18 protein-coding genes are annotated in these 21,289 nt (G+C 71.0%); 12 read left to right on the top strand and 6 right to left on the bottom strand.

All coding sequences use genetic code 11. The annotated features are described in order from the left end of the window. Positions 1 to 122: 122 nt before the first annotated feature. Positions 123 to 1,043, bottom strand: coding sequence for a heme o synthase (locus DGO_RS01695; protein ID WP_043800565.1), 921 nt, complete (start codon positions 1,041 to 1,043; stop codon positions 123 to 125). Further along, entirely contained in the window at positions 1,040 to 2,035 is a 996-nt protein-coding gene (locus DGO_RS01690) for a COX15/CtaA family protein (protein ID WP_014683744.1), read from the bottom strand. The genes DGO_RS01695 and DGO_RS01690 overlap by 4 nt, the downstream gene beginning before the upstream one ends. A 175-nt stretch (positions 2,036 to 2,210) precedes the next feature. Between DGO_RS01690 and DGO_RS01685 the strand changes: the two genes are divergently transcribed. Continuing rightward, positions 2,211 to 2,687: a DUF420 domain-containing protein gene (locus tag DGO_RS01685; protein WP_014683743.1), complete on the top strand. Its 477-nt coding sequence runs from the start codon at positions 2,211 to 2,213 to the stop codon at positions 2,685 to 2,687. Positions 2,688 to 2,714: 27 nt separating this feature from the next. After that, on the top strand, positions 2,715 to 3,545 hold the full coding sequence (panB, locus tag DGO_RS01680; protein ID WP_043800561.1) for a 3-methyl-2-oxobutanoate hydroxymethyltransferase: 831 nt from the start codon (positions 2,715 to 2,717) through the stop codon (positions 3,543 to 3,545). A gap of 330 nt (positions 3,546 to 3,875) precedes the next feature. On the opposite strand, the gene DGO_RS01675 is transcribed toward panB, so the two are convergent. Both DGO_RS01675 and DGO_RS01670 read right to left on the bottom strand, forming a co-directional pair. Then, positions 3,876 to 5,336, bottom strand: coding sequence for a sigma 54-interacting transcriptional regulator (locus tag DGO_RS01675; RefSeq protein ID WP_043800559.1), 1,461 nt, complete (start codon positions 5,334 to 5,336; stop codon positions 3,876 to 3,878). Positions 5,337 to 5,407: 71 nt separating this feature from the next. Then, on the bottom strand, positions 5,408 to 5,905 hold the full coding sequence (locus DGO_RS01670) for a hypothetical protein (RefSeq protein WP_014683740.1): 498 nt from the start codon (positions 5,903 to 5,905) through the stop codon (positions 5,408 to 5,410). A 68-nt stretch (positions 5,906 to 5,973) separates the two neighbouring features. Here DGO_RS01670 and DGO_RS01665 point away from each other — a divergent pair, with 68 nt between their 5' ends. Beyond that, positions 5,974 to 6,318, top strand: a complete 345-nt coding sequence (locus DGO_RS01665; RefSeq protein ID WP_014683739.1) for a hypothetical protein — start codon at positions 5,974 to 5,976, stop codon at positions 6,316 to 6,318. 333 nt (positions 6,319 to 6,651) lie between these two features. On the opposite strand, the gene DGO_RS01660 is transcribed toward DGO_RS01665, so the two are convergent. Beyond that, the gene (locus DGO_RS01660) at positions 6,652 to 8,034 is read right to left on the bottom strand and encodes an alpha/beta hydrolase family protein (RefSeq protein WP_014683738.1); all 1,383 of its coding nucleotides are present in this window, start codon (positions 8,032 to 8,034) and stop codon (positions 6,652 to 6,654) included. A gap of 85 nt (positions 8,035 to 8,119) precedes the next feature. Between DGO_RS01660 and gatB the strand changes: the two genes are divergently transcribed. From gatB to DGO_RS20880, 6 genes are all read left to right on the top strand, one after another. Then, positions 8,120 to 9,538 (top strand): Asp-tRNA(Asn)/Glu-tRNA(Gln) amidotransferase subunit GatB, encoded by a 1,419-nt coding sequence (gene gatB / locus DGO_RS01655; protein ID WP_014683737.1) that lies wholly within the window; start codon positions 8,120 to 8,122, stop codon positions 9,536 to 9,538. 43 nt (positions 9,539 to 9,581) lie between these two features. Further along, on the top strand, positions 9,582 to 10,253 hold the full coding sequence (locus DGO_RS01650) for a hypothetical protein (protein WP_043800556.1): 672 nt from the start codon (positions 9,582 to 9,584) through the stop codon (positions 10,251 to 10,253). Positions 10,254 to 10,316: 63 nt separating this feature from the next. Further along, a complete protein-coding gene (locus tag DGO_RS01645; protein WP_043800554.1) occupies positions 10,317 to 11,276 on the top strand; it encodes a carbohydrate kinase family protein in 960 nt (319 codons plus the stop codon). Next, positions 11,273 to 12,301 carry an endolytic transglycosylase MltG gene (mltG, locus tag DGO_RS01640; RefSeq protein WP_014683734.1) on the top strand — a complete coding sequence of 343 codons (1,029 nt, stop codon included), beginning with the start codon at positions 11,273 to 11,275 and terminating at the stop codon, positions 12,299 to 12,301. The genes DGO_RS01645 and mltG overlap by 4 nt, the downstream gene beginning before the upstream one ends. Positions 12,302 to 12,387: 86 nt before the next feature. Further along, positions 12,388 to 13,122 carry a YebC/PmpR family DNA-binding transcriptional regulator gene (locus tag DGO_RS01635; protein WP_014683733.1) on the top strand — a complete coding sequence of 245 codons (735 nt, stop codon included), beginning with the start codon at positions 12,388 to 12,390 and terminating at the stop codon, positions 13,120 to 13,122. Between the two features lie 59 nt (positions 13,123 to 13,181). After that, a complete protein-coding gene (locus tag DGO_RS20880) occupies positions 13,182 to 13,547 on the top strand; it encodes a hypothetical protein (RefSeq protein ID WP_145975223.1) in 366 nt (121 codons plus the stop codon). Between the two features lies 1 nt (position 13,548). Here DGO_RS20880 and DGO_RS01625 read toward each other — a convergent pair whose 3' ends face one another. Then, positions 13,549 to 15,048 carry an amidohydrolase gene (locus tag DGO_RS01625; protein ID WP_043800551.1) on the bottom strand — a complete coding sequence of 500 codons (1,500 nt, stop codon included), beginning with the start codon at positions 15,046 to 15,048 and terminating at the stop codon, positions 13,549 to 13,551. A 55-nt stretch (positions 15,049 to 15,103) separates the two neighbouring features. Between DGO_RS01625 and DGO_RS01620 the strand changes: the two genes are divergently transcribed. The 3 genes from DGO_RS01620 to alaS all read left to right on the top strand — a co-directional run bounded on the left by DGO_RS01620 (position 15,104) and on the right by alaS (position 21,204). After that, complete coding sequence (locus DGO_RS01620) at positions 15,104 to 16,138, top strand: AfsR/SARP family transcriptional regulator (protein ID WP_014683730.1); 1,035 nt, start codon at positions 15,104 to 15,106, stop codon at positions 16,136 to 16,138. An 88-nt stretch (positions 16,139 to 16,226) separates the two neighbouring features. Next, positions 16,227 to 18,449 (top strand): DUF11 domain-containing protein, encoded by a 2,223-nt coding sequence (locus DGO_RS01615; protein ID WP_043800548.1) that lies wholly within the window; start codon positions 16,227 to 16,229, stop codon positions 18,447 to 18,449. 64 nt (positions 18,450 to 18,513) lie between these two features. After that, positions 18,514 to 21,204, top strand: coding sequence for an alanine--tRNA ligase (gene alaS, locus DGO_RS01610; RefSeq protein ID WP_014683728.1), 2,691 nt, complete (start codon positions 18,514 to 18,516; stop codon positions 21,202 to 21,204). Positions 21,205 to 21,289: the final 85 nt, after the last annotated feature.

Here is a 21,289-nt window from a genome sequence, read left to right as displayed (position 1 = left end):
AGCTTGAGGGGTGGGCAAGTGTCCCCCGGCCCCCCTCACCGGCCCGCCACGCACTTCGGCCCGGCGCATGAAAAACGGCCCCCGGAGGAGCCGACACATGGGAAAGCTGAAGGCCGGGCCGCCTAGCCCAGCAGGCCCCGGTCCACCGCCCCGGCCACGAACAGCAGCGCGAGGTACAGCATGGAATAGAGGTACAGCGGCACGGCGACCCGGCGCTCGACCGCCTGCCCGCCCATGACGTGCCGGTAGAGCCGCCACGAGAGCACCAGCAGCCACGCGCCGAGCGCCACGGCACTGACGAAGTACAGCAGCCCGACCTCGCCGAAGAACACCGGCATGACCGACAGCACGACCGTATAGATGGCGTACAGCCCGATCTGGGCCACCGTCAGGCGGTCGCCGTGCACCACCGGCAGCATGGGAATGCCGACCTCGCGGTACTCGTCCTTGATCATCAGGGCCAGCGCCCAGAAATGCACCGGGGTCCAGAAGAAGATGATGGCGAACAGGTACCACGCGAACAGGTTGAGGTCACCCGTTACGGCCGCCCAGCCCACCAGCGGCGGGAAACAGCCGGCCGCGCCCCCCAGCACGATGTTGTGCCAGGTGTTGCGCTTGAGCCACAGCGTGTAGACGACCACGTAGGTCACGAAGCCCGCGAGGCTCATCCAGGCGGCCAGGGGCGTGGCCCAGACCCACAGTGCGAGGAAGGACAGCACCTGGAGCGCCCCGCCGAACACGGCCGCGTCGCGGGTGCTGATCAGGCCGCTGGAGGTCGGGCGCTTGGCGGTGCGGGCCATCTTGAGGTCGATGTCGCGGTCGATGATCATGTTGAACACACCCGCCGACCCCGCCGAGGCGTAGCCGGCCACGCTCACCACGACGAGCAGCCACAGCCCCGGCCAGCCGCGCGCCGCCATGAACATGGCCGCGACGGTGGTCCACAGCAGCAGGCTGATGACCTTGGGCTTGGTCAGGGCGAGGTAGTCGCGCCAGGTGGCGCGGGCGGGCGGGACCACGGCCGCCGGAGCCTCGGCGGTCACGCGGCCCCCCGCAGCGGCGCGGGTGCGGGGCGCGCGGCCCGCAGGCCGGTCAGGGCGGCGTAGCTGAGCATGACGGTCACGAGCCACATGATGCACGCCAGAAGCAGGTGCGTGAGCTGAAGCCAGCCCGGCGCCTTGAGGGCGATGTTGGCGAAGCCCGCGAGCATCTGGAGGCCCAGCAGGGTCCACAGCGCGGCGCTCCAGCGCGACACCTGCGCGCCGGGCCGCTCACGGCGCAGCCACGCGGCCAGCCACGCGAGGTAGGCGCTCGTCAGGATCGCCAGCATGGGGTGGATGACCCGCAGGTTCTGGATGAGGTTCACGGCCCCGAGGTCGCCGCGCACCGTCTGGACCGGGGTACTGCTGTCGGCCGGCAGGAACAGCAGGTCGCCCAGCGCCGTCACCGCGCCCGCCATACCCAGCACGAGCAGCAGGGCCAGCCCGGCGCCGACCAGCGCGCCGGGGCGACCCTGACCGCGCAGCCGCAGCCGGGGCCCGCCCGACGCCCACAGCGCCGTGAGCAGCAGTGCCCCCAGCAGCAAAAAGGTGTTGGCGAGGTGCACGCCCTGCACGAAGCCGCGCGCCGGGTCGGTGCTCGTGGCGGTCAGGCCCAGGAGCACCTGCACGCCGCCGACCAGGCCCTCCAGAATGATTAGGCCCAGGCTCAGCAGGGCGCCGAAACGGGCCGGGTGGCCCTTGGTCGTGCCCACGAAGGCCAGCGCCACCAGCCCGATGGCGAGCAGGCCACTGGCCCCGCTGGTCAGGCGGTGGCTGAACTCGATGACGGTGTGCAGGGTGGGGCTCTGCGGCACGACCACGCCGTTGCACAGCGGCCAGTGTTCGCCGCAGCCGGCCCCCGCCCCCGTGAGGCGCACGACCGCGCCCCACAGGATCACCAGCACGTTGTAGATCAGGGCCGCCCAGGCCACCCGTGGCAGCCACACGCCCGCACCTGCGCCCACGCGCCCGGTGGCCTTCAGCGTTCCGCTCAAGCTCGTTCACCTTCCTCTGCGTTCCGGGCCGCCTCATCTATGAAGGGCCACGCATTTGACAGATCATTGTACCCGCCCCTCTGGCCGGTAAATTGTCCCCCCGACCCCGGTCGCCCCTGGCCGCGCCGGGGGCCGGACACCTGCCCCGCCGCCCCCGCCCTACACTGACCGCGATATGGCCGAAACCATCAACCAGTGGGCCGTCATCACCATCGTGCTGAGCGGCATCGCGCTGGTGATCGGCGTCTATTTCATCCGTACCGGCAACCGCGAGGCGCATATGCGCGCCATGCTCACCGCCAGCGCCCTGGCGACCGTCTTTCTCGTGCTGTACCTCACCCGCCTGGGCCTGGGCTACGAAAAGAAGTACATCGGACCGTACCGGGGGGCGTACTTCGCGCTGCTCATCAGCCACATCATCCTCGCGGCCGCCAACCTGCCGCTGGCCCTGGGCGCGCTGTGGAACGCCTGGAAGGGCCTGAAGGCCGCCGGGAATCTGGGCAACATCACGGCCCCCGCCGCCGCGCCGTACTTTCGCCGTCACCGCGCCTGGGTGCGCTGGACGGTCCCGGTGTGGCTGTACGTGGCCGTGACGGGCTGGATCATCTACCTGCTGCTCAAGAGCTACGGCGAAGTGATCAAGGGGGGCTGAGCCGGGGGCGGGTGCTACCCTCGCCGCATGTCCCCTAGCAAGCGCAGCGTGCCCGAGCTGACGGCCTCGGCCGATCCCCTGGTGATGGTCACGGCCTACGACTACCCCGGCGGCCGGCATGCCGAAGCGGCAGGTGTGGACCTGATCCTGGTGGGCGATAGCCTGGGCAACGTGGTGCTGGGCTACGACAGCACCGCCCCCGTGACCCTGGCCGACATGATCCACCACGGCAAGGCCGTGCGCCGGGGCGCGCCGAACACCTTTCTGGTCGTGGACCTGCCTTTCGGGACCTACCACACGGGCGTACACGACGCGATGCGCCACGCCGTGAAGGTCATCCAGGAGACGGGAGCCGACGCCCTGAAGCTCGAAGGCTCGACACCCGAGGTGCTGGACGTGGTCGGCACGCTGACCCGCAACGGCATTCCGGTCATGGGCCACGTCGGCCTGATGCCCCAGACCGCCACCGCGCAGGGGGGCCTGACCGTGCAGGGCAAGGACGACGCCTCGGCGCGGCGCACCCTGGACGGCGCGCTCGCCCTGCAAGACGCCGGGGCCTTCGCCGCCGTGCTGGAGGCGATTCCGGCGCGGCTGGCCCGGCTGATCACCGAGCGGCTCGCCATTCCGACCATCGGCATCGGGGCGGGGGTCCACTGCCGGGGGCAGGTGCTGGTCACCCACGACCTGCTGGGCGTATACGAGGGCGAGCACAAGAAGATCGCCAAGCGCTACGCCGAGGTCGGGCAGGTATCGCGCGAGGCCATCACGGCGTACGCGGCCGAGGTGCGGGGACGGACCTTCCCGGCCAGGGAGAACAGCTTCGTGATGAAGGACGACGTACTGGACAAGCTGTACTGAGCAGGGTTTACGCTGCTGGTTCCCCAATCCCCCAGCCCCCTCTCCCCAAGGGACAGGGGGAGCTCAGCGCGGCGCTCGGCAAGAGTCGTTCCGGATGTCGGCAGAGCCGCTCTGCCCTGCGGCGTGACGGCTCAGCTCGGGGCCGGTCTCAGCCAGGTTGGAAGCGCCCGCGCGCTTCGCGCACGACGGCCTTCGGGGGAGCTTGGGCGGGGGAGCCGTGGCTGGGTCAGACCTGGGCTTCCGCCCCCTCTACGCACCACCGGCCTCGCCGCTTCCCCACACCCCACAACAAAAAAGGAGCCGTACAGGCTCCCTTCTTCTGCTCCTTCCTCAGTTCCAGCGGCCGCCGCGCTGCTGGCGGGTTTCGGGTTCGGGGGCGGCGTACAGTTCCTCGGCGCGCGAGAGCTTCTTGCGGCCGTACAGACCTTCGAGAATGAACTCGGCGGCCGAGACGCGCACGGCGTCGTCGCTGCTGCCCGCCACCTGCGCGGCGAAGTCGCTCAGGCCCGGCACCTCGCGGGTGGCCTTGACCCCCGCCGAGGCGTCGCCGCTCTGCGGAAAGCGGAAGACGTTGCCGCCCTCGAACCACTTTTCCAGCTCGCGGGTGTCGGCCGAACCGAAGTTGCGGGCGTACACGGCGCCGGCCGCCTTGCGGATCACGTCCTTGGCGACCTGATCGGCGCCCTTGAGTTCACCCTCGTACTCCAGTTCCATCTTGCCCGTGATCGCGGGCAGGCCGGCGTACACGTCGCTGACGCGCACGACCGGGGCGTCGCCCGACACGAGCGAGCGGCGCTCGGCGTTGGCGCTCGCCACTTCCATCAGCGAGATGGGCAACCTCTGCGACACGCCCGAGAGCTTGTCCACGCGGCCGTCCTCGCGGGCCTGAAAGGCGATCTCCTCGATGAGTTCGGCGATGAAGTCCGGGACCACGACCGCCTCGTCGCGCACGGCTTCCTGGGCGGTGATGTCCATGCCCAGGCGCACGTCGGTGGGGTAGTGGGTGCGGATCTCGCTGCCGATGCGGTCCTTGAGGGGCGTGACGATCTTGCCGCGCGCCGTGTAGTCCTCGGGGTTGGCCGAGAAGACGAGCATCACGTCGAGTTCGAGGCGGATCGGGTAGCCCTTGATCTGCACGTCGCCTTCCTGAAGGATGTTGAACAGCGCGACCTGCACCTTGGGCGCGAGGTCGGCCAGTTCGTTCACCGAGAAGATGCCCCGGTTGGCGCGCGGCAGCAGCCCGAAGTGCATGGAGCGCACGTCGCCCAGGCTGGTGCCCAGGCGGGCGGCCTTGATGGGGTCCACGTCGCCCACGAGGTCGGCCACCGTCACGTCGGGCGTGGCGAGCTTCTCGACGTAGCGGTCGGCGCGCGGCAGCCAGCGGATGGGGAGCTCCAGCCCGTGCGTCTCCAGGAGGTGGCGGCCCTCGGCGCCCACCGGGTTCAGGGGATCGTCGGGCATGTCCACGCCGTCGATGACCGGCACCACGTCGTCGAGCAGGCCGGTGATGGCGCGCAGGATGCGGCTCTTGGCCTGACCGCGCAGGCCCAGCAGGATGAAGTTCTGGCGCGCCAGCAGCGCGTTGACGAGCTGGGGAATGACGGTGTCGTCGTAGCCGACCACGCCGGGGAACAGGTCCTCGCCCGCCCGCAGCTTGCGGGTCAGGTTTTCACGGACCTCGTCCTGCACGAGTCGGACTCGGCCGTCGAAGGGCTGACGGCCCACGTATCCCGGCGTCTGGAGCAGCTCGCCGAGCGTTTTTGCGGAAGTGGCTTCGCTCTGGGCAGTCATGTTGCGCGGAAAGTAGCACGCGGCCCAGCGGGGGAATGTGCGGCAAACAAAGATGCGCGGCCCAGGGCCGCCTAAGCGCCCGACGAGGCCCCCGCCGCCGAGGCCTGTTCGTCGTCCTCCAGCACCTTGTAGGCGCAGACCGCCGCGAGCGCCGCGACCTCGGCAGGCGTATCCTGCACGTCCAGCTCGACGTCCTTGCCCTCAAAGACCCCGCCGATCCGCCCGCGCAGGTGGCCCCGGTGCAGGGTCAGGTCCACGTCCTTGCCGCTCAGTCGCCCGGAAAAGCGGCCTGTGACGCGACCCCCGTCCAGCGTCAGCTCGACGTCGTCACCGTCGAAGCGGCCCCCCAGGCGCACCTGCACCCGCGCGGGGCTCAGCTCGCCCACGGCGCTGAACCCGTGGACCTGGCCCCCGATCCGGCCCTCGACCTGACCGCCGCCGCAGGTCAGCCGGAGGTCCTTGCCCTGAAACCGCCCGCCGATGCGGCCCGTGATCCGCTCTCCGTCCCAGTGTGCGTCCAGGTCGTAACCCTGCACCGCGCCGCCGATCCGTCCCGTGAGGTCACCCATGCCACCGGGTACGCGGGCGGCGCGCGGGCGTTCCCGCAACCCCGCGCGCCGCCCGCGTACCCGGTGGCATGACGGTCCGGTCTTCCCTGTGGCTCTCCACCCCTCTCCTGCTGTGTGCCGGGCTGGTGGGCCTGCTCGCGGCACTGGCCCTGACCGGGGTGCTGGAACCCTCGCAGGCCACGCGGTTCGGGCCGTACGCGCTGATGTTCGGCTGGCTGTGGCTGCTGGCCGAACGCCAGTTGCCGACCCGCTGGGGCTTCGTGCTGAGCCTGGGCTGGGTGCTGGGGGTCATGGGCGCGGCGCAGGCCCTGGGCGGCATGCTGGCGCCCGCCGTAGGGGGACTCGGGGCAGCCTCGGCCCTGGCGGCGCTGCTGGCCTTCGGGCGACTGTCGCCGCGCGGCCCTGCCGCCTGAGCCCGGCCCTGGCCGCGCCTGCATGGTTCTGCCAGAGGTCGCATGGGAGGGGTCCGGTCCGGTGGCCTCCTCCGCCCTCTGCGGACCATCCGGCCGCTTACCCTGACCACGCTTCACTATCTAAGGACGATCTCGGGCCGGACCATCGGCAGCGACGTGAATGTTCGCCCCGGCACGGCCCGCACCCTGACCGGGGTACCCGTAAACGGTGACCTCGGGGCGGGCACAGCTTCGCGCAGGGGCGGGCCGCTATGGCCGCCGAGCGCGGCGGCCAATGCACCTTCCTGTGGGCGCGCGGGCAGAAGACCGGAGCGGCCTCCTCCCCGCCTCCGCTCACTTCGGCATGAGCTTACGCAGTTCGATGCCGATGGCCGTGCGGTTGGGGAAGCCGGGCCAGTAGGTGTCGTCGGCCTTGGGGGTGCCGTCGGCGTTGCGGCTGTACTTGCCGTCCTGCGCGACCGGCACCTTCACGTCGAGGTAGGCGGCGCGGTCCTGCATCCCCTTGAGCTTGAGGTCGAGGAAGGCCGTCACGAAGTGCATGTTCAGGTCGTTCAGGCGCGCCGAGTCCCACGCGGGTTCGGCGTAGTGCATGTAGTCGTCGTAGCTGCCCAGGCTCGCGGCGGGGGCCGGATTGGGCGCGGAGTTGTGGCGGGCGTTCTCGTAGGTCAGGAGGTAGCGCTCGCTGTTCACCGCGTTCTCGAACAGCGCCTTGACGCCGCCCTCGTAACCGGCCACGTCGTCGTGGTCGCCCACGACGAACAGCGAGGGCACCTTCAGGCCGGCCAGCCCGGCCGCGTCCCAGAAGCCGAAGGGCGCGCCGAAGTTGACCCCGATGCCCTTCACGGCCGCGTCGCCGCCCCAGGGCGCGAAGGCCACCATCGCCTTGAAGCGCGGGTCCACCGTGTAGGCGCCGGTCTGGCGTACGGCCAGCGCGTTCTGCGGCACCATCGGCATGATCTGCGGCGCGAAGCCCGCGCCCAGGGTGTTGAGCGCGCCGTACCCGCCCATGCTGTAGCCGATCAGGCCGACATTGTCCGTGTCCACCAGCCCGCTCAGGAAGCTGCCGCTGTCCGCCGCCCCCAGGCGCGCGAGTTCGCCCAGCACGAAGTTGTCGTCCAGCGGGCGGTTGAGCAGCGTGCTGGCGAAGGCCGCCTTGTCGGCGTGGGTGCTGTCGGTGTGGTCGATGGCCGCCACCACATAGCCCTTGCTGGCGAGGTTCTCGGCGAGGTAGCTCAGGAGGTAGCGGCTGCCGGGGTAGCCGTGCGACACGATCACCAGCGGGTAGCCGCCCTGGGGCGCGCCGAGGGTGCGTGTGGGCGCGCCGCGCGTGGCCCGGCCCTGGAAGGTGAAGGGCACGACCGGACGCTTGGGGTCGCCGGGGCCGCTGCCCAGCGCATCCTGGTAGGTGGCCCGCCCCGCGCCGCTGGGGCCGGGGGCCGGATACCAGACCTCGGCCGTCAGGGGACGGTCGTAGCGGGGAATGGCCCCTTCCTTGGGGGCATGCACGATGTCGAGCTGGGCGGGGTTGACCATCTGGAGGGTCTGCACGCCCACGGCGTAGGAACCGCGCGCGCTCAGGGCCGGGGCGTCGGGACGGGGATCACCAGGCATACCCGACAGTCTGGGGGACGTCGCGGCGGGCATGGTCTGGGCCAGGGCGCCCGGCGCACCGAGCAGGGCGAAACAGACCAACAGGGCGGAAGCGGAACGGATCATGACAAACCTCCACGGAGAAGAGCTGGATTGTGCTGCCTGAGCAGCATACCCGCTCACCCTGCGGCGCGGCGGTATTCTCAGCGTCATGGCGTATCAGGCGGTCATCGGCTTAGAGGTTCACCTGCAACTCAGGACGCGCACCAAGATCTTCAGCGCGTGCCCGGCCGACTATCACGGCGCGGAGCCCAACACCTTCACCGACCCCTTTACCCTGGGGCTGCCCGGCGCGCTGCCGACCCTGAACCGCGAGGCGGTCGAGCTGGCGATGATGTTCGGCCTGGGCCTGAACTGCGACGTGTCGGGCTTCACGCAGTTTCACCGCAAGAACTACTTCTATCCGGACGCCCCCAAGAACTTCCAGCTCTCCCAGTACGACCGGCCCATCGCGCGCGACGGGTACCTGGACGTGGCGGGCGAGCGCGTGCGCATCAAGCGCGCGCACCTGGAAGACGACGCGGGCAAGCTGCTGCACCCCACCTACGCGCCCTACAGCCTGCTGGACCTGAACCGCGCCGGATCGGCCCTGATCGAGATGGTCACCGAGGCCGACATCACCGGGGCCGAGCAGGCCCGCACCTTTCTGGAGAGCGTGCAGGCCATCGCGCAGGCGCTGGGGGTCAGCGACGCCACGCCCGAGGAAGGCAAGATGCGCTGCGACGTGAACGTCAGCGTCCACAAGCCCGGCGAGCCCTGGGGCACCAAGGTCGAGGTCAAGAACCTCAACTCGTTCCGCAGCGTGGCGCGCGCCATCGAGTACGAGACCGCCCGGCAGGCCCGCGTGCTGGACGGCGGCGGGCGCATCACCCAGGACACCCTGGGCTGGGACGAGGGGGGCCAGAAGACCTTCCTGATGCGCACCAAGGAGGGCGAGGCCGACTACCGCTACTTTCCCGAACCGGACCTGCCCCCACTGGACATCACCCCCGAGTGGATCGCGCAGGTCAGGGCGCGGATGCCCGAACTGCCTGCCCAGAAACGGGAGCGTTACCTCGCGGCGGGCCTGCGGGCGGCCGACGCCCAGTTGCTGAGCCACGACGTGGTCCTCTCGCGCTTCTACGACGAGGCGCTGGGGACTGCGCCGGCCCCGGAGGCCCAGAAACTCGCCAACTGGCTGCTGAGCGACGTGACCGGCGCCCTGGCGGCCCAGGAAAAAACGCTGGCGGACTCGGCCCTCAAGCCCGCGCACCTCGCGGCGCTGGTGCGCCTGATCGACGCGGACACCATCGGCGGGCGCGTCGCCAAGGACCTGCTGGGTGACGTGCTGGCGGGCCACGACCCCGAAGTGCTCGTGCAGGAGCGCGGGCTGGGCGTGGTGACCGATACAGACGCCATCGACGCGGCCATCGACGCGGCCATGCAGGCCGATCCCGCCACCGTCGAGAAGGTGCGCGCCGGCAACGCCAAGGCCATGAACGCCCTGTTCGGCCCCGTCATGAAGGCGACCGGCGGGCAGGCCAAGCCCGACGTGGTGCGCGCCCGCCTGCAGGCCAAGCTGGGGCTGTGAGCCGGGTTCACCCCTTCCCCCTTCTGACCCCGCCGGTCTGCCGATGATCTCGCGGATCACGGCGCAGACATGGCGCGCGGCCGCGCTGGGGGCGTTGTGGGTGCAGGTCGCCTCGGTGCTGTTCACGGCGGCCTATGCGCTGTGGCGCGACCCGCGCAGCCTCGACGGCTGGCTCAGCGGCCTGGAAGCGCTGCTGGCCGCGCTGGCGCTGGCCTGGTGGACCGCGCTGCTGGGACGGCTGCTACGCGGCCAGACCACGCCCCCCGAGGACGGCACGCGGCGCGCCCTGAGCCTGACCTTTCCGTGGCTGACCGCGCTGCGGCTGGGGCTGTGGGGCACGCTGGGGCTGGCACTGCTGGCAGGCGCCGCGCCTGAGGCGAACCCGGTCGCCCTGACCGCCCTGATGACGGTGTGGTTCGGGGCCATCGTCAGCAGCAACGCGGTCTTCGGCACGCTGGTCCGGCTCTCGGGCGCGCCCGGCGACCCGCCGCTGCGCCAGCGCCTGCGCGAGTGGCTGAACCTCTCGGCGGCGCTGGCGGTCGGCATGACAGTCCTGAACGTGGTGCCTGTCCGGGGCTTTTCGGGCACGCCCGAACTGGGCACGCAGCTCGTGTACGGCCTGGGCGGGCTGCTCGACGTGCTGGCGACGGTGCTGGCCCTGCGCGCGGTCATGGCGCTGGGGCCCGGAACGGCCGGAGCCCCCGCGAAGCCCTGAAGGGGGGGAGGACTCCCCCTCCCCTTCTCCCTGGCCGGGGCCGCGCTATCCTGCTCGGCAGTCATGAGTTCACCATCCTCTTCGGCCGCGCCCCTGGTGGCCCTGGGCGACCTCGCCTGGGACGTGCTCGCCAAACCCGACACCATGCTGCTGCCCGGAGGGGACACCACCGGCCGTCTGGAGCTGCTGGGCGGCGGCAGCGCGGCCAACCTCGCGGTGTGGGCGCGGCGCACCGGCCACCCGGCCGCCTTCGTGGGCAAGGTGGGGCGCGACCGCTTCGGCGAACTGGCGACCGCCGAGCTCCAGGCCGAGGACGTGCACACCGCCCTGATCCTGAGTGACGAGCACCCGACCGGCGTGATCCTGGCCCTGATCGACCGCCGGGGCCAGCGCGCCATGCTCACCGGCCAGGGGGCCGACTGGGAACTGCGGCCCGAGGAACTGCCCGGCGAGGTCATCGCGGGCGCGCGGCACCTGCACCTCACGGCCTGGAGCCTGTTCCGCGACCCGCCCCGCGCGGCGGCCCTGGAGGCGGCGCGCCTCGCGCAGGCGGCCGGCGCGACCCTGAGCCTGGACCCCGGCAGCTTCCAGATGATCCAGCAGCTCGGGCGCGAGACCTTCCTGGCCGTCGTGGACGGCGTGCCCTTCGACGTGCTGTTTCCCAACAAGGACGAGGCCCTGGCGATGAGCGGCGAGGCGACCCCCGAAGGCGCGCTGGCCTGGCTGCGCGCGCGCTACCCGGCGGCCCTGGTGGTCCTGAAGCTCGACGAGGACGGCGCCCTGCTCGAAGGCCCGGACACGCCGCGCGCCCATGTGCCCGCTACCCGTGACGAGCTGGTGGACGCGACCGGGGCCGGGGACGCCTTCGGCGGGGCCTTCCTGGCCGAGTGGCTCGCGCACGGCGACGCGGTACGGGCCACGCGCCGGGCCGTGCAGGTCGGCGGCTGGGTGGTGTCGCGCTTCGGGGCGAGGCCACCTGCCGACGCCGCGCTGCGCGAGCGCCTGACGGGGGTGGAGGCGTGAGCCGCCTGGGCCGCCGGGGCACCCCGGCCTGGGTCAAGGTGCTGATCGGGCTGTTCGTGCTGCTCGTCGTCGCGGCGGCCGCCGCCTTCTTCTATGCGCGCAGCCTGCTGGGACCGGCGGGCGGCGCGGCCTACACGCTGGAGGTCAAGCCCGGCGATACGGTGGGGGCCATCGCCCGGCAGCTCGAGAAACGGGGCATCGTGAAAAATGCCCGCGTGCTGCGGCTGGTCATGGACCGCAACGGGACGGCGGGCAGCCTCAAGGAAGGCCTGTACGACCTGAATGGTCAGATGAGCGCGCAGCAGGTCGCCGAGACCCTCGCCGGCCCCGCGCGCATCCCGACCGTGAACGTGACCATTCCCGAGGGACGGCGTATCAAGGACCTGCCGGCCATCTTCGAGAAGGCGGGCTTCAGCGCCCAGGGCATCCGCGCGGCGCTGAACGACACCGCGCTCAGCCCCTATGCCAGCGGCAAACAGAAGAACCTCGAGGGCTTCGTATTCCCGGCGACCTACGAGTTCCGGCCCGCCGAGGCGCCCGAGGACGTCGTCAAGGAGATGGTGGGGCGCATGAACACCGAGTTCACGCCCGCCAACGTGGCGAAGGCCAAGGCACTGAACCTCAGCGTGCGCGACTGGGTGATCCTGGCGAGCATGGTGCAGGCCGAGGCCGCCAACGACGGCGAGATGCCGGTCATCGCGGGCGTGTTCGTCAACCGCCTGCGCGACGGCATCGCCCTGGGCAGCGACCCGACGGTGGCCTACGGGCTGGGCAAGGACCTGCCGGACCTCGACCGCAGCGCCGGAGACTTCACCAAGGACACGCCCTACAGCACCTACACGCGCATGGGTCTGCCCGCCGGGCCGATCAACAACCCCGGTCAGGCGGCGCTGCTGAGCGTCATCAACCCCAAGCGCACCATGCAGGACGGCCGCGACGCGCTGTACTTCCTGCACGCGGGCGGCAAGATCTACGTGAACCACACCTACGCCGAGCACCTCAGCGACAATGCGCGCTACCGCTGAAGCGCGCCCCGGCCGCGCGGTAGAATGAGCCCCTCAGCGCCCCCCACGTGTGTGGGCGCAAATTTACGGACAGGAGAACACAGAACATGGCCGGTCACAGCAAGTGGGCGCAGATCAAGCGCAAGAAGGGTGCCAACGACAAGAAACGCAGCGCGATGTACTCCAAGCACATCCGCGCCATTCAGGCCGCCGTGCGCTCGGGCGGCAGCGGGGACCCGGCCGGGAACCTCAGCCTGAAAAACGCCATCGCGGCGGCCAAGACCGACACGGTGCCTGCCGACAACATCGAGAACGCCATCAAGCGGGCGGTGGGCGCGGGCGAGGGCGCGGCCGAGTACAAGGAAGTGACCTACGAGGGCTACGGCCCCGCCGGCACGGCCATCTTCATCGAGACGCTGACCGACAACGTGAACCGCACGGTCGCCGACATCCGCGCCGTGTTCAACAAGCGCGGCGGCAGCCTGGGCACCAGCGGCAGCGTGGCCTGGCAGTTCGAGAAAAAGGGCGTCATCCTGCTCACCGACACGAGCGAGAAGGCGCAGGAAGTCGCCATCGAGAACGGCGCCGAGGACATCAACGAGTCCGAGGACGGCCTGGAGATCAGCACCGGCCCGGCCGAGCTGTACGCGGTGCAGGACGCCCTGACCAGCGCGGGCTACCCGGTCGAGAGCGGCCAGATCACCATGCTCCCCAGCAACACCGTGGCGGTTTCGGGCGACGACGTGCGCAAGCTGCTGATCCTGGTCGAGGCGCTCGAGGACCTCGACGACGTGCAGAACGTCTACACGAACGCCGACATTCCCGAGGACGCCGAGGCCTGAAGCCTTCACGTCCCCTTGACCCGCCCGGCCCCCACTGGCCGGGCGGTCTACGTTGGGTCATGGCATATCAGGGAGAGCTTGCGGGCGGCGTGACCGTCACCATCGAACTTCGGGGGAACCAGACCCAGGTGGGGGTGGCCCACGGCGGTCAGCGCCAGGGCAGCGGCCGCACGACCGGCCCCTGGCGGACAGGCCCGAAACTCTGGCAGACCGTCGACGGCGGCGTGGTCGAGATCAGCGGCGACGAGCCGACCTGGCTGCGCATCGCGCAGGGCGGCGCAGAGGCCCTGACGACCGCCCCGGACCTGGAGGGGGCGACGGCGGTCCGGCTGACCGAGGTCGAAGGCGGCGGGGGCCAGCCCGGACTGAAGCCGATGGCCCCCATGACCCCGATGAAGCCCCTGAAACCCCTGGGCCAGGACTGAGTTACAGCACCAGGGCCCGCGCGTTGCCGCCCAGCCGGTCCCAGAGGGTGAAGGCCGCCCGCGCGCCGGGCCGGACGACGCCTTCATCGTCCCAGCCAGCGGCCAGGGCGGGGCCGCGTGTATGTGCCCAGAGCACGTCGTCCAGGCTCAGGGCCTCGTCCGGGGCCAGGGGGCGGCCGTCGTCGCCCAGGCGGGTCAGGGCGGCGGCGAAGTTGGCGCGGTACTCGGGGGGCGCGACCGGCGCGTCGCTGCCGAAGGCCAGCACCGCGCCCGCCGCTTTCAGCGACCGGAAGGCGTAGCTGGTGTCCGTCAGGTGCGGCAGCAACTCGCGGATCATGGCGGCGTCGGCCTGGAGGTGGATGGGCTGCACGCTGGCGCTCAACCCCCGGAAACGGGCGATGTCCTCGGGACGCAGGTGCTGGGCGTGCTCGACGCGCAGGCGGATGCCCCGGGCCTCGGCGTCGGCGCGCAGGTCGTCGTAGGCGTTCAGGACCTCGGTGTTGGCCCGGTCCCCGATGGCGTGCGTGACCGGCGTCAGGCCCAGGGCCAGGGCCTCGCGCCCCAGCTCGCGGATCAGCTCCGGCGTGTCGAGGGCGATGCCGGTGCCCGAGCCGTCGGCGAAGCCGGGCGCATGCAGCCAGGCCGTGCGGCTGCCCAGCGCCCCGTCGGCGAAGAACTTCACGCCGCCCCACTGGAACAGCCCCCCGGGGTTCAGGGTCAGCCCCAGGTCGCGGGCCAGACCCAGGCGGTCGTGCGGCAGGCAGGCCCACACCCGCAGCGGCAGTTCGCCGCGCGCCGCCAGGGTTTGCAGGGCGCGCGGGGCCTCAGGCGACTCGAAGGCCATCGTGTGCGTGCTGACGTAGCCGCGCGCCGCGAGGTCCGCGGCTCCCGCCCGCGCCGCCGCGAGGTACTGCGCCGGGGTGGGCTCGGGCATCACGCGCGCCACGAGGTCGCTGGCGTTCTCCTGCAGGCAGCCGAGCGGCCGGACGATGTGGCCGCCCTCGGGGTCGGGAGTATCGTCCGTCACGCCCGCGCGGCGCAGCGCCTCGCTGTTGACCCAGACCATATGGAGGTCGCGCGAGTGCAGCACGACCGGGTGGTGCGGGCTGACCTCGTCGAGCTGCGCGGCGGTCGGGTAGCCGCTCAGGCCCAGTTCCGAGAGCAGGAAACCCCCGCCCACGATCCACTCGCCGCGCGGGGTGTTCAGGACGCGCTGCCCCACCTTGGCCTGCACCTCGCCCAGGCTGGCGGCCCCGTGCAGGCTGAGTTCGGCCAGCGAGAAGCCGTACTTGACGAGGTGGGTGTGCGCGTCCGAGAGGCCCGGGGTCAGGATCAGGTCGCGCCAGTCCTGCACCTCGGCCCCCGGGGCAAGGGCGCGCAGGTCCTCGCGCGTGCCGGTCGCCAGGACCCGGCCGCCGCCCACCAGCACGGCCTCAGCGTGGGGCCGGGCCTCGTCGAGGGTCAGGGTGCGGGCAAGGAGCAGGGTCAGGGGCGCGGGCATGGGCCACAGGGTAAACCTTGGGGCGGGGGGCGGGCCGACTGTTAGACTGCCTGCCATGCCGCGCATCCTGGTCGTTGACGACGACTCTGCCATCGTCAAACTCATCAGCGTGATCCTGTCGCGCGCCGGGCACGAGGTGCGCACGAGCAGCCACCCCGTGGAGGCGCTCGACCTCCTGAAGGTCTTTACCCCCGACCTGATCATCAGCGACGTGGTGATGCCCTATATGACCGGCCTGGAATTTCTGGAAAAGGTCCGGGACCACGAGCAGTTCTCGGCCATGCCCTTCGTGCTGCTGAGCAGCCACGCCGAGCGCAGCGACGTGCGCCGGGGCATGAACCTGGGGGCCGACGACTATCTGCCCAAGCCCTTCACGCCGCAGGACCTGACCACCGCCGTCGAGGCCCGGCTGCGCCGCGTGGGCCTGAACCAGCAGAGCGGCAGCGTGACGCAGGCCAAGGCGCTGGGCACCGCCCAGGTCATGTGGCAGGGCGCGCAGGTCGCCTGGGTGAGCCGCAAGGCGCTCGAACTGTTCTTCTACCTCCTGGAGCACAAGGAGGTGACCTCCTGGGAGGCGGCCGAGGCGCTGTGGCCCGAAAAGGACGAGTCGCGCGCGAGCAGCCTGTTCCACACGACGCTGCACCGCCTGCGCAAGAGCCTGAGCAACGAGGCGGTGGTCAGCAACAACCGCAAGTACGCCCTGGCCCCCGACCTCAAGCCCGAGTATGACGTGCAGCGTTACGAATTGCTGTCCGGGCAGGCCGAGCAGGGCAGCCTGGGCTACGAGGAACTGCGCGAGCTGGTGGGCCAGTACGGCACCTTCCTGCCCGGCGCCGACAGCCCCTGGGTGGACGACGTGCGCGCCCGCCTGGAGCAGAAGCAGCTGAGCCTGCTGGGCCTGGCCGCGCAGGCGGCGGGCACGGCCGGCAAGCCCAAGGAGGCCGCGCAGTTCCACCAGCGCGCCCTGGGCATCGACCCCATGAGCGAACAGGACTGGCGCGGGCTGTCCAGGGCGCTCGAAACCCTGGGGGACCCCCGCGCCCGCCTGGCCGCCCAGAGAGAAGCGTGGTGGGCCGTGGACCTGGACTGATGCGGCAAGGGAGCCGCGGCCGCCGCCCTCCTGTACGGGCCTGCGGCCCACCACCGGCTTGAGTCTTCTGATTTCGAGGGGTATCCGCGTGCGTAGACCGGCAATTTCCGCCCTGCTCATCGGCGCTGTTCTGGCAGGGGCCACCGCCCGCGCCGAGGGCAGCTTCAACTTTGCGCCCTCCGGGACCACCAACAACCGCGCGTTTCTGGAGGTCGGTCCTCCCGGCTACGTCACCAGCGGCATCCAGCGCAAGACCACGCTCTACGCCTACGCCAATGCCGGCGAGAACATCCTGCTCGGTTCGAGTGTCATGAGGATCGGCAGCGGTGACATCCGGATCACGGCTCCCGACAACACGGCACAGACCTGCCTGGGCAACAACCTCGGCACCGGCCTGATCAGCAGGCGGGTCAACGAGGTCGCCGGCCCCCTCGTCGCCGGACTGACCGTGGTCAACGGGTATACGCCGTGCATCTACCGCGCGGCGACGACCGGCATCTACCAGCTCGACTTCCTGGCCCCTGTCCTGGGCGGCGGCAACCCCCCGGTCACGGCGGCCAACGGGGACTGGCCGGCCCCCGCCGCGACCGACCCCTGGATCGCCGCCTGGGACGCGACCGTCGTCAGCGGGACCAGCAGGAAGCCGGGCCGGGTCTTCACCAAGTACTTCGCCATGAACGTGGGCGGCAACAACCCGGCCAACACGGGCATCAACGTCTATCCCCTGACCAGGGACGGTTACCGGTACAGCTTCAGCCTGAACTTCGATCCTTTCGGTTTCATCTTCTATGTCAACAACGTCGGCACCCTGACGGCGGCGACTGCGGGGGGGACGCCGGCCTACCGGAGCGCCGGGGTCGGCAGCGCGCAGTACAGCCCCGCCCAGGCGGACTCGGGCGACTACGTGACCCACAAACTGTTCTTCAATCCGCCCGACCCGGGCCTGCCCGCCAGCGCGGCGGCCCCCAGCGGCCTCGACAACTGGCTGCTGCGCGCCGCGCCCGTCACGCCGCCGCAGCCGACCAACCTGAGCTTCACCGGGGCCGACGGCACGGCCGGGCAGGCGGGCGGCGGAATCGGCGGCACCTTCACGTTCACCAATCCGGGCGCGTCGTCGGCCCCCTACCGCATCGTGCTGGCCTTCGGGGCCTCGACGAACGGGGCGAACAGTGACCGCGTTCTCGTCGGAACGGCGAAGACGGGCGAAAATCTTGTCGTCTGGGACGGCAAGGACGGCGCGGGCAAGGACGTGGTGCCCAGCACCGCCGCCTACACCGTCAAGGCCTATCTGGCGGCGGGCGAGGTGCATTTTCCACTGATCGACGCCGAAAACCTGACCGACCTGACCGTGCGGCGCCTGAACAACGTCGACAGCGACGCCAATACGGTGTACTGGGACGACCGCACCGTCGCCTCCACCGGCACCGCGCCCGTTCCCCTGAACGCCCTGGGTGGCGTCGAGTCGCAGACCAGCACGAACACCCACGCCTACAGCGGCAACTGGGGCAACGACCTGATCGTGGACACCTGGGCCTATTACCCCGGGACGGCCGCCGATCTCGCCAGCGGCGTGCGGGTCAGCGAGGCGGACGTGCAGGTCACCAAGACCTACGTGTCGGGCGGGTCGACCGCCGTGCCGGCGCAGTTCGACGTGACGGTCAAGAACCTGAGCACCACGACCACGGCCCGGAACGTGCGGATCGAGGACGCGGTGCCCGCCGGTTTCTCGGCCCTGAGCTGGAGCTGCCCCTCGGGCTGCGTGTCGCAGGGGGGCACGCCCACGACAGGCGGCCCGGGCGCGGTGGACACCTACGCGACCCTGACCCCCCAGGCCTCCGTCACCCTCCGGGTCACCGCCACGCTGAGTGCCGCCTCCACCAAGGACACCCTGCTGAGCAACACGGCCAGGGCCTCGCGCGGAGCCGACGCCACCGATCCGGTCAGCGCCAACAACACCTCGACCGCCAGATTCACGGCCCTGGGCGTGCCGAAACTCACCCTGGGCAAGACGGTCAGAAACGTCACCCAGAACGGCGCGGCCGGGACCTCGAGTACGGGGCAACCGAACGATGTCCTGGAATACGTCATCACCTTCCAGAATGTGGGCGACGCCAATGTGCAGAAGCTCCTCGTGCGCGACTCGCTGGAAGCGCCGCTCAGGCCGCAGGGCACCGGCACCCTGGTCTGCCCTGGGGGGACCAGCAGCACCTTCGCCGTGACCATGCAGATCGAGGTGAACGTCGGCGCGGCCTGCGGCGATCTGGCCCCGAATGCCAGGGGAACGGTCACTTTCCAGGCGACCGTGCGCTAGGGGGCGGGGACGGGGGCGGCCCCCGCCGCTTTGGCCGGCACACCGCCGCGCTAGACTACCCGTTATGACCGCGCCGCTGTCCACCGCCGACATTCGCGAGAAGTTCCTGCAGTTCTTCGAGAGCAAGGGGCACCTGCGCCTGCCCTCGCACAGCACCGTCGCGCCCGACCCCACCACCCTCTTCACCGTGGCGGGCATGCAGCCCTTCAAGGAGCAGTTCATGGGCGCGCCGGCCAGCTTCCCCGGCTACGGCGACAGCAGGCGCGTGACCACCGCCCAGAAGTGCCTGCGCATCGGCGACATCGAGAACGTGGGCCGCACCCTGCGCCACTGCTCGCTGCTGGAAATGCTGGGGAACTTTTCTTTCGGCGACTACTTCAAGCGCGAGGCCCTGACCTGGGCCTGGGAATTCCTGACCAGCCCCGAGTGGATGGGCCTGGACAAGTCGCGCCTGTACGCCACCATCTACCAGGACGACGAGGAAGCCTTTCAGATCTGGACCGGGGAAAACGGCCTGAGCGCCGACCGCATCCTGCGCTTCGGGGCCGACGAGAACTTCTGGCCCGCCGACGCGCCCAAGGAAGGCCCCAACGGCCCCTGCGGCCCGTGCAGCGAGATCTTCTACGACCGTGGCCCGGCCTACGGGGACGACACCTGGGCCGAGTATGCCGATACCCGCGAGAGCGCCCGTTTCCTGGAAATCTGGAACTGCGTGTTCCCCCAGTACGACCGCCAGGAGCCGCTGCCCGACGGCACGCCCGTCCTGAAGGACCTGCCCTTCAAGAACATCGACACCGGCATGGGCCTGGAGCGCATCGCCACCGTCGTGCAGGACGTGTACGACTTCTACAGCAACGACGTGTTCGCGCCGATCGTCGCCAAGGTCGCCGAGCTGTCGGGCCAGCCCTACGAGGGGCCGCAGAACGTCTCGCACCGCGTGGTCGCCGAGCACATCCGCTCGGTGAGCATGGTCATCGCCGACGGCACCGCCCTGAGCAACACCGGGCGCGGCTACACCGCCCGCAAGATCCTGCGCCGCGCCAGCCGCCACGCCTACCTGCTGGGCCTGCGCGAGCCGGCGCTGCATACCCTCGTGCCCATCGTGGTCGAGAAGATGGGCGGCGCCTACCCCGAACTGCGCGAGAACGCGGCGCGCGTCGAGGCCGCCGTGAAGGCCGAGGAGGAGCGCTTCCTCAAGACGCTCGAAGGCGGCATCCAGCGCCTCGGCGGCCTGCTGGGCACGATGGAGAAGGGCACGACCCTTTCCGGCGAGGACGCCTTCGTGCTGTACGACACCTACGGCTTCCCGGTGGACCTGACCAAGGAAATCGCCGAGGAGTACGGCGTCACCGTGGACGAGGCCGGCTACGCCGAGAGCCTGGAAAAGGCCCAGGAAACCGCGCGTGCAGGCAGCAAGTACGGCAAGTCCGAACTGTTCGGCGGCAACCAGAGCGCCTTTGACGGCCTCTCGCCCACCCCGTTCGTCGGCTATGACGAACTGGACACCCAGGCCGAGGTGCTGGCCGTGGTCGGCGCGGGCGAGCGCCTGGACGCGCTGGCGGCGGGCAGCGAGGCGACCGTGGTCCTCTCACGCACGCCCTTCTACGGCGAGGGCGGCGGCGAGGTAGGCGACACCGGCCGCCTGGAATGGACCGGCCCGGACGGGCAAGGCGGCACGGCCGTCGTGCGCGACACCAAGAAGACCCCGCAGGGCGTGTTCCTGCACGACGTGATGGTCGAGGCGGGCGAACTGCGCGAGGGCACGGCCGTGCGCGCCGTGGTGTCGGGCGAGCGCCAGGCCACCGAGCGCCACCACACCGCCACCCACCTGCTGCACGCGGCGCTGCGGGCCGTGCTGGGCGACGGGGTACGGCAGGCCGGGTCGCTCGTCGCGCCCGACCGCCTGCGCTTCGACTTCTCGCACGGGGCCGCCCTGAGCGCCGCCGAGATCGCCAGCGTCGAGACCCTGGTCGGCCGCTGGGTCAGCGCCAACTTCCCCGTGAGCTGGCAGGAGATGCCCATCGCCGACGCCCGCGCGGCCGGGGCCACGGCCCTGTTCGGCGAGAAGTACGGCGACACCGTGCGCGTGGTGACGGTCGGCGGCAACGTGAGCTACGAGGGCCAGGCGGTCGCCAGCATGGAGCTGTGCGGCGGCGCGCACGTGAACCGCACCGGCGACATCGGCGCCTTCGTGATCCTCAGTGACGAGAACGTGGCTGCCGGCGTGCGCCGCATCGAGGCGCTGGCGGGCGAGGCCGCGACCGCGTGGCTGCGCGGTCGCCTGGACAGCGCGGCGCGCGTGGCCGGGCTGCTCAACACCAACCCCGAGGGCCTGGAAGGGCGCGTCTCGGGCCTCCAGGCGGGCCTCAAGGCCGCCGAGAAGGAAGCGGTCGCCCTGCGCCGCCAGCTCGCCGAGGCCCAGATGGGCGGGGGCGGCGCGGCGGCCCAGACGCGCGATCTCGGCGGCTTCCAGGTCGCGGCACTCAAGCTCTCGGGCGTCGAGGCGGGCGAACTGCGCGGCGCGGCCGACAAGCTCCTCGACACGAGCGGCGCCGACATCGTCGTGCTCGCCACCGACAAGGGCCTGGTGGTCAAGGCGACCAAGGCCGCCGTGGGGCGCGGCGCGCACGCCGGGCAGCTCATCGGCAAGCTCGCGGCGGCGGGCGGTGGCAAGGGCGGCGGCCGTCCCGACATGGCGCAGGCAGGCATCACCGATCCGGCGGCGGCGCTCGCGGCCCTCGACACGGCGTTCTGAAGTCCTGAACAGACCCACCTGAACGGCACAGGCGGCGGGGGCTTCGGCCTTCGCCGCCTGTGCCTGTGCGGGCACGCTACCCTCC

Origin of the sequence: Deinococcus gobiensis I-0 (assembly GCF_000252445.1) — a bacterium.
GTDB classification, from domain to species: Bacteria; Deinococcota; Deinococci; order Deinococcales; family Deinococcaceae; genus Deinococcus; species Deinococcus gobiensis.
This window is presented reverse-complemented; position numbering and strand designations above follow the sequence as displayed.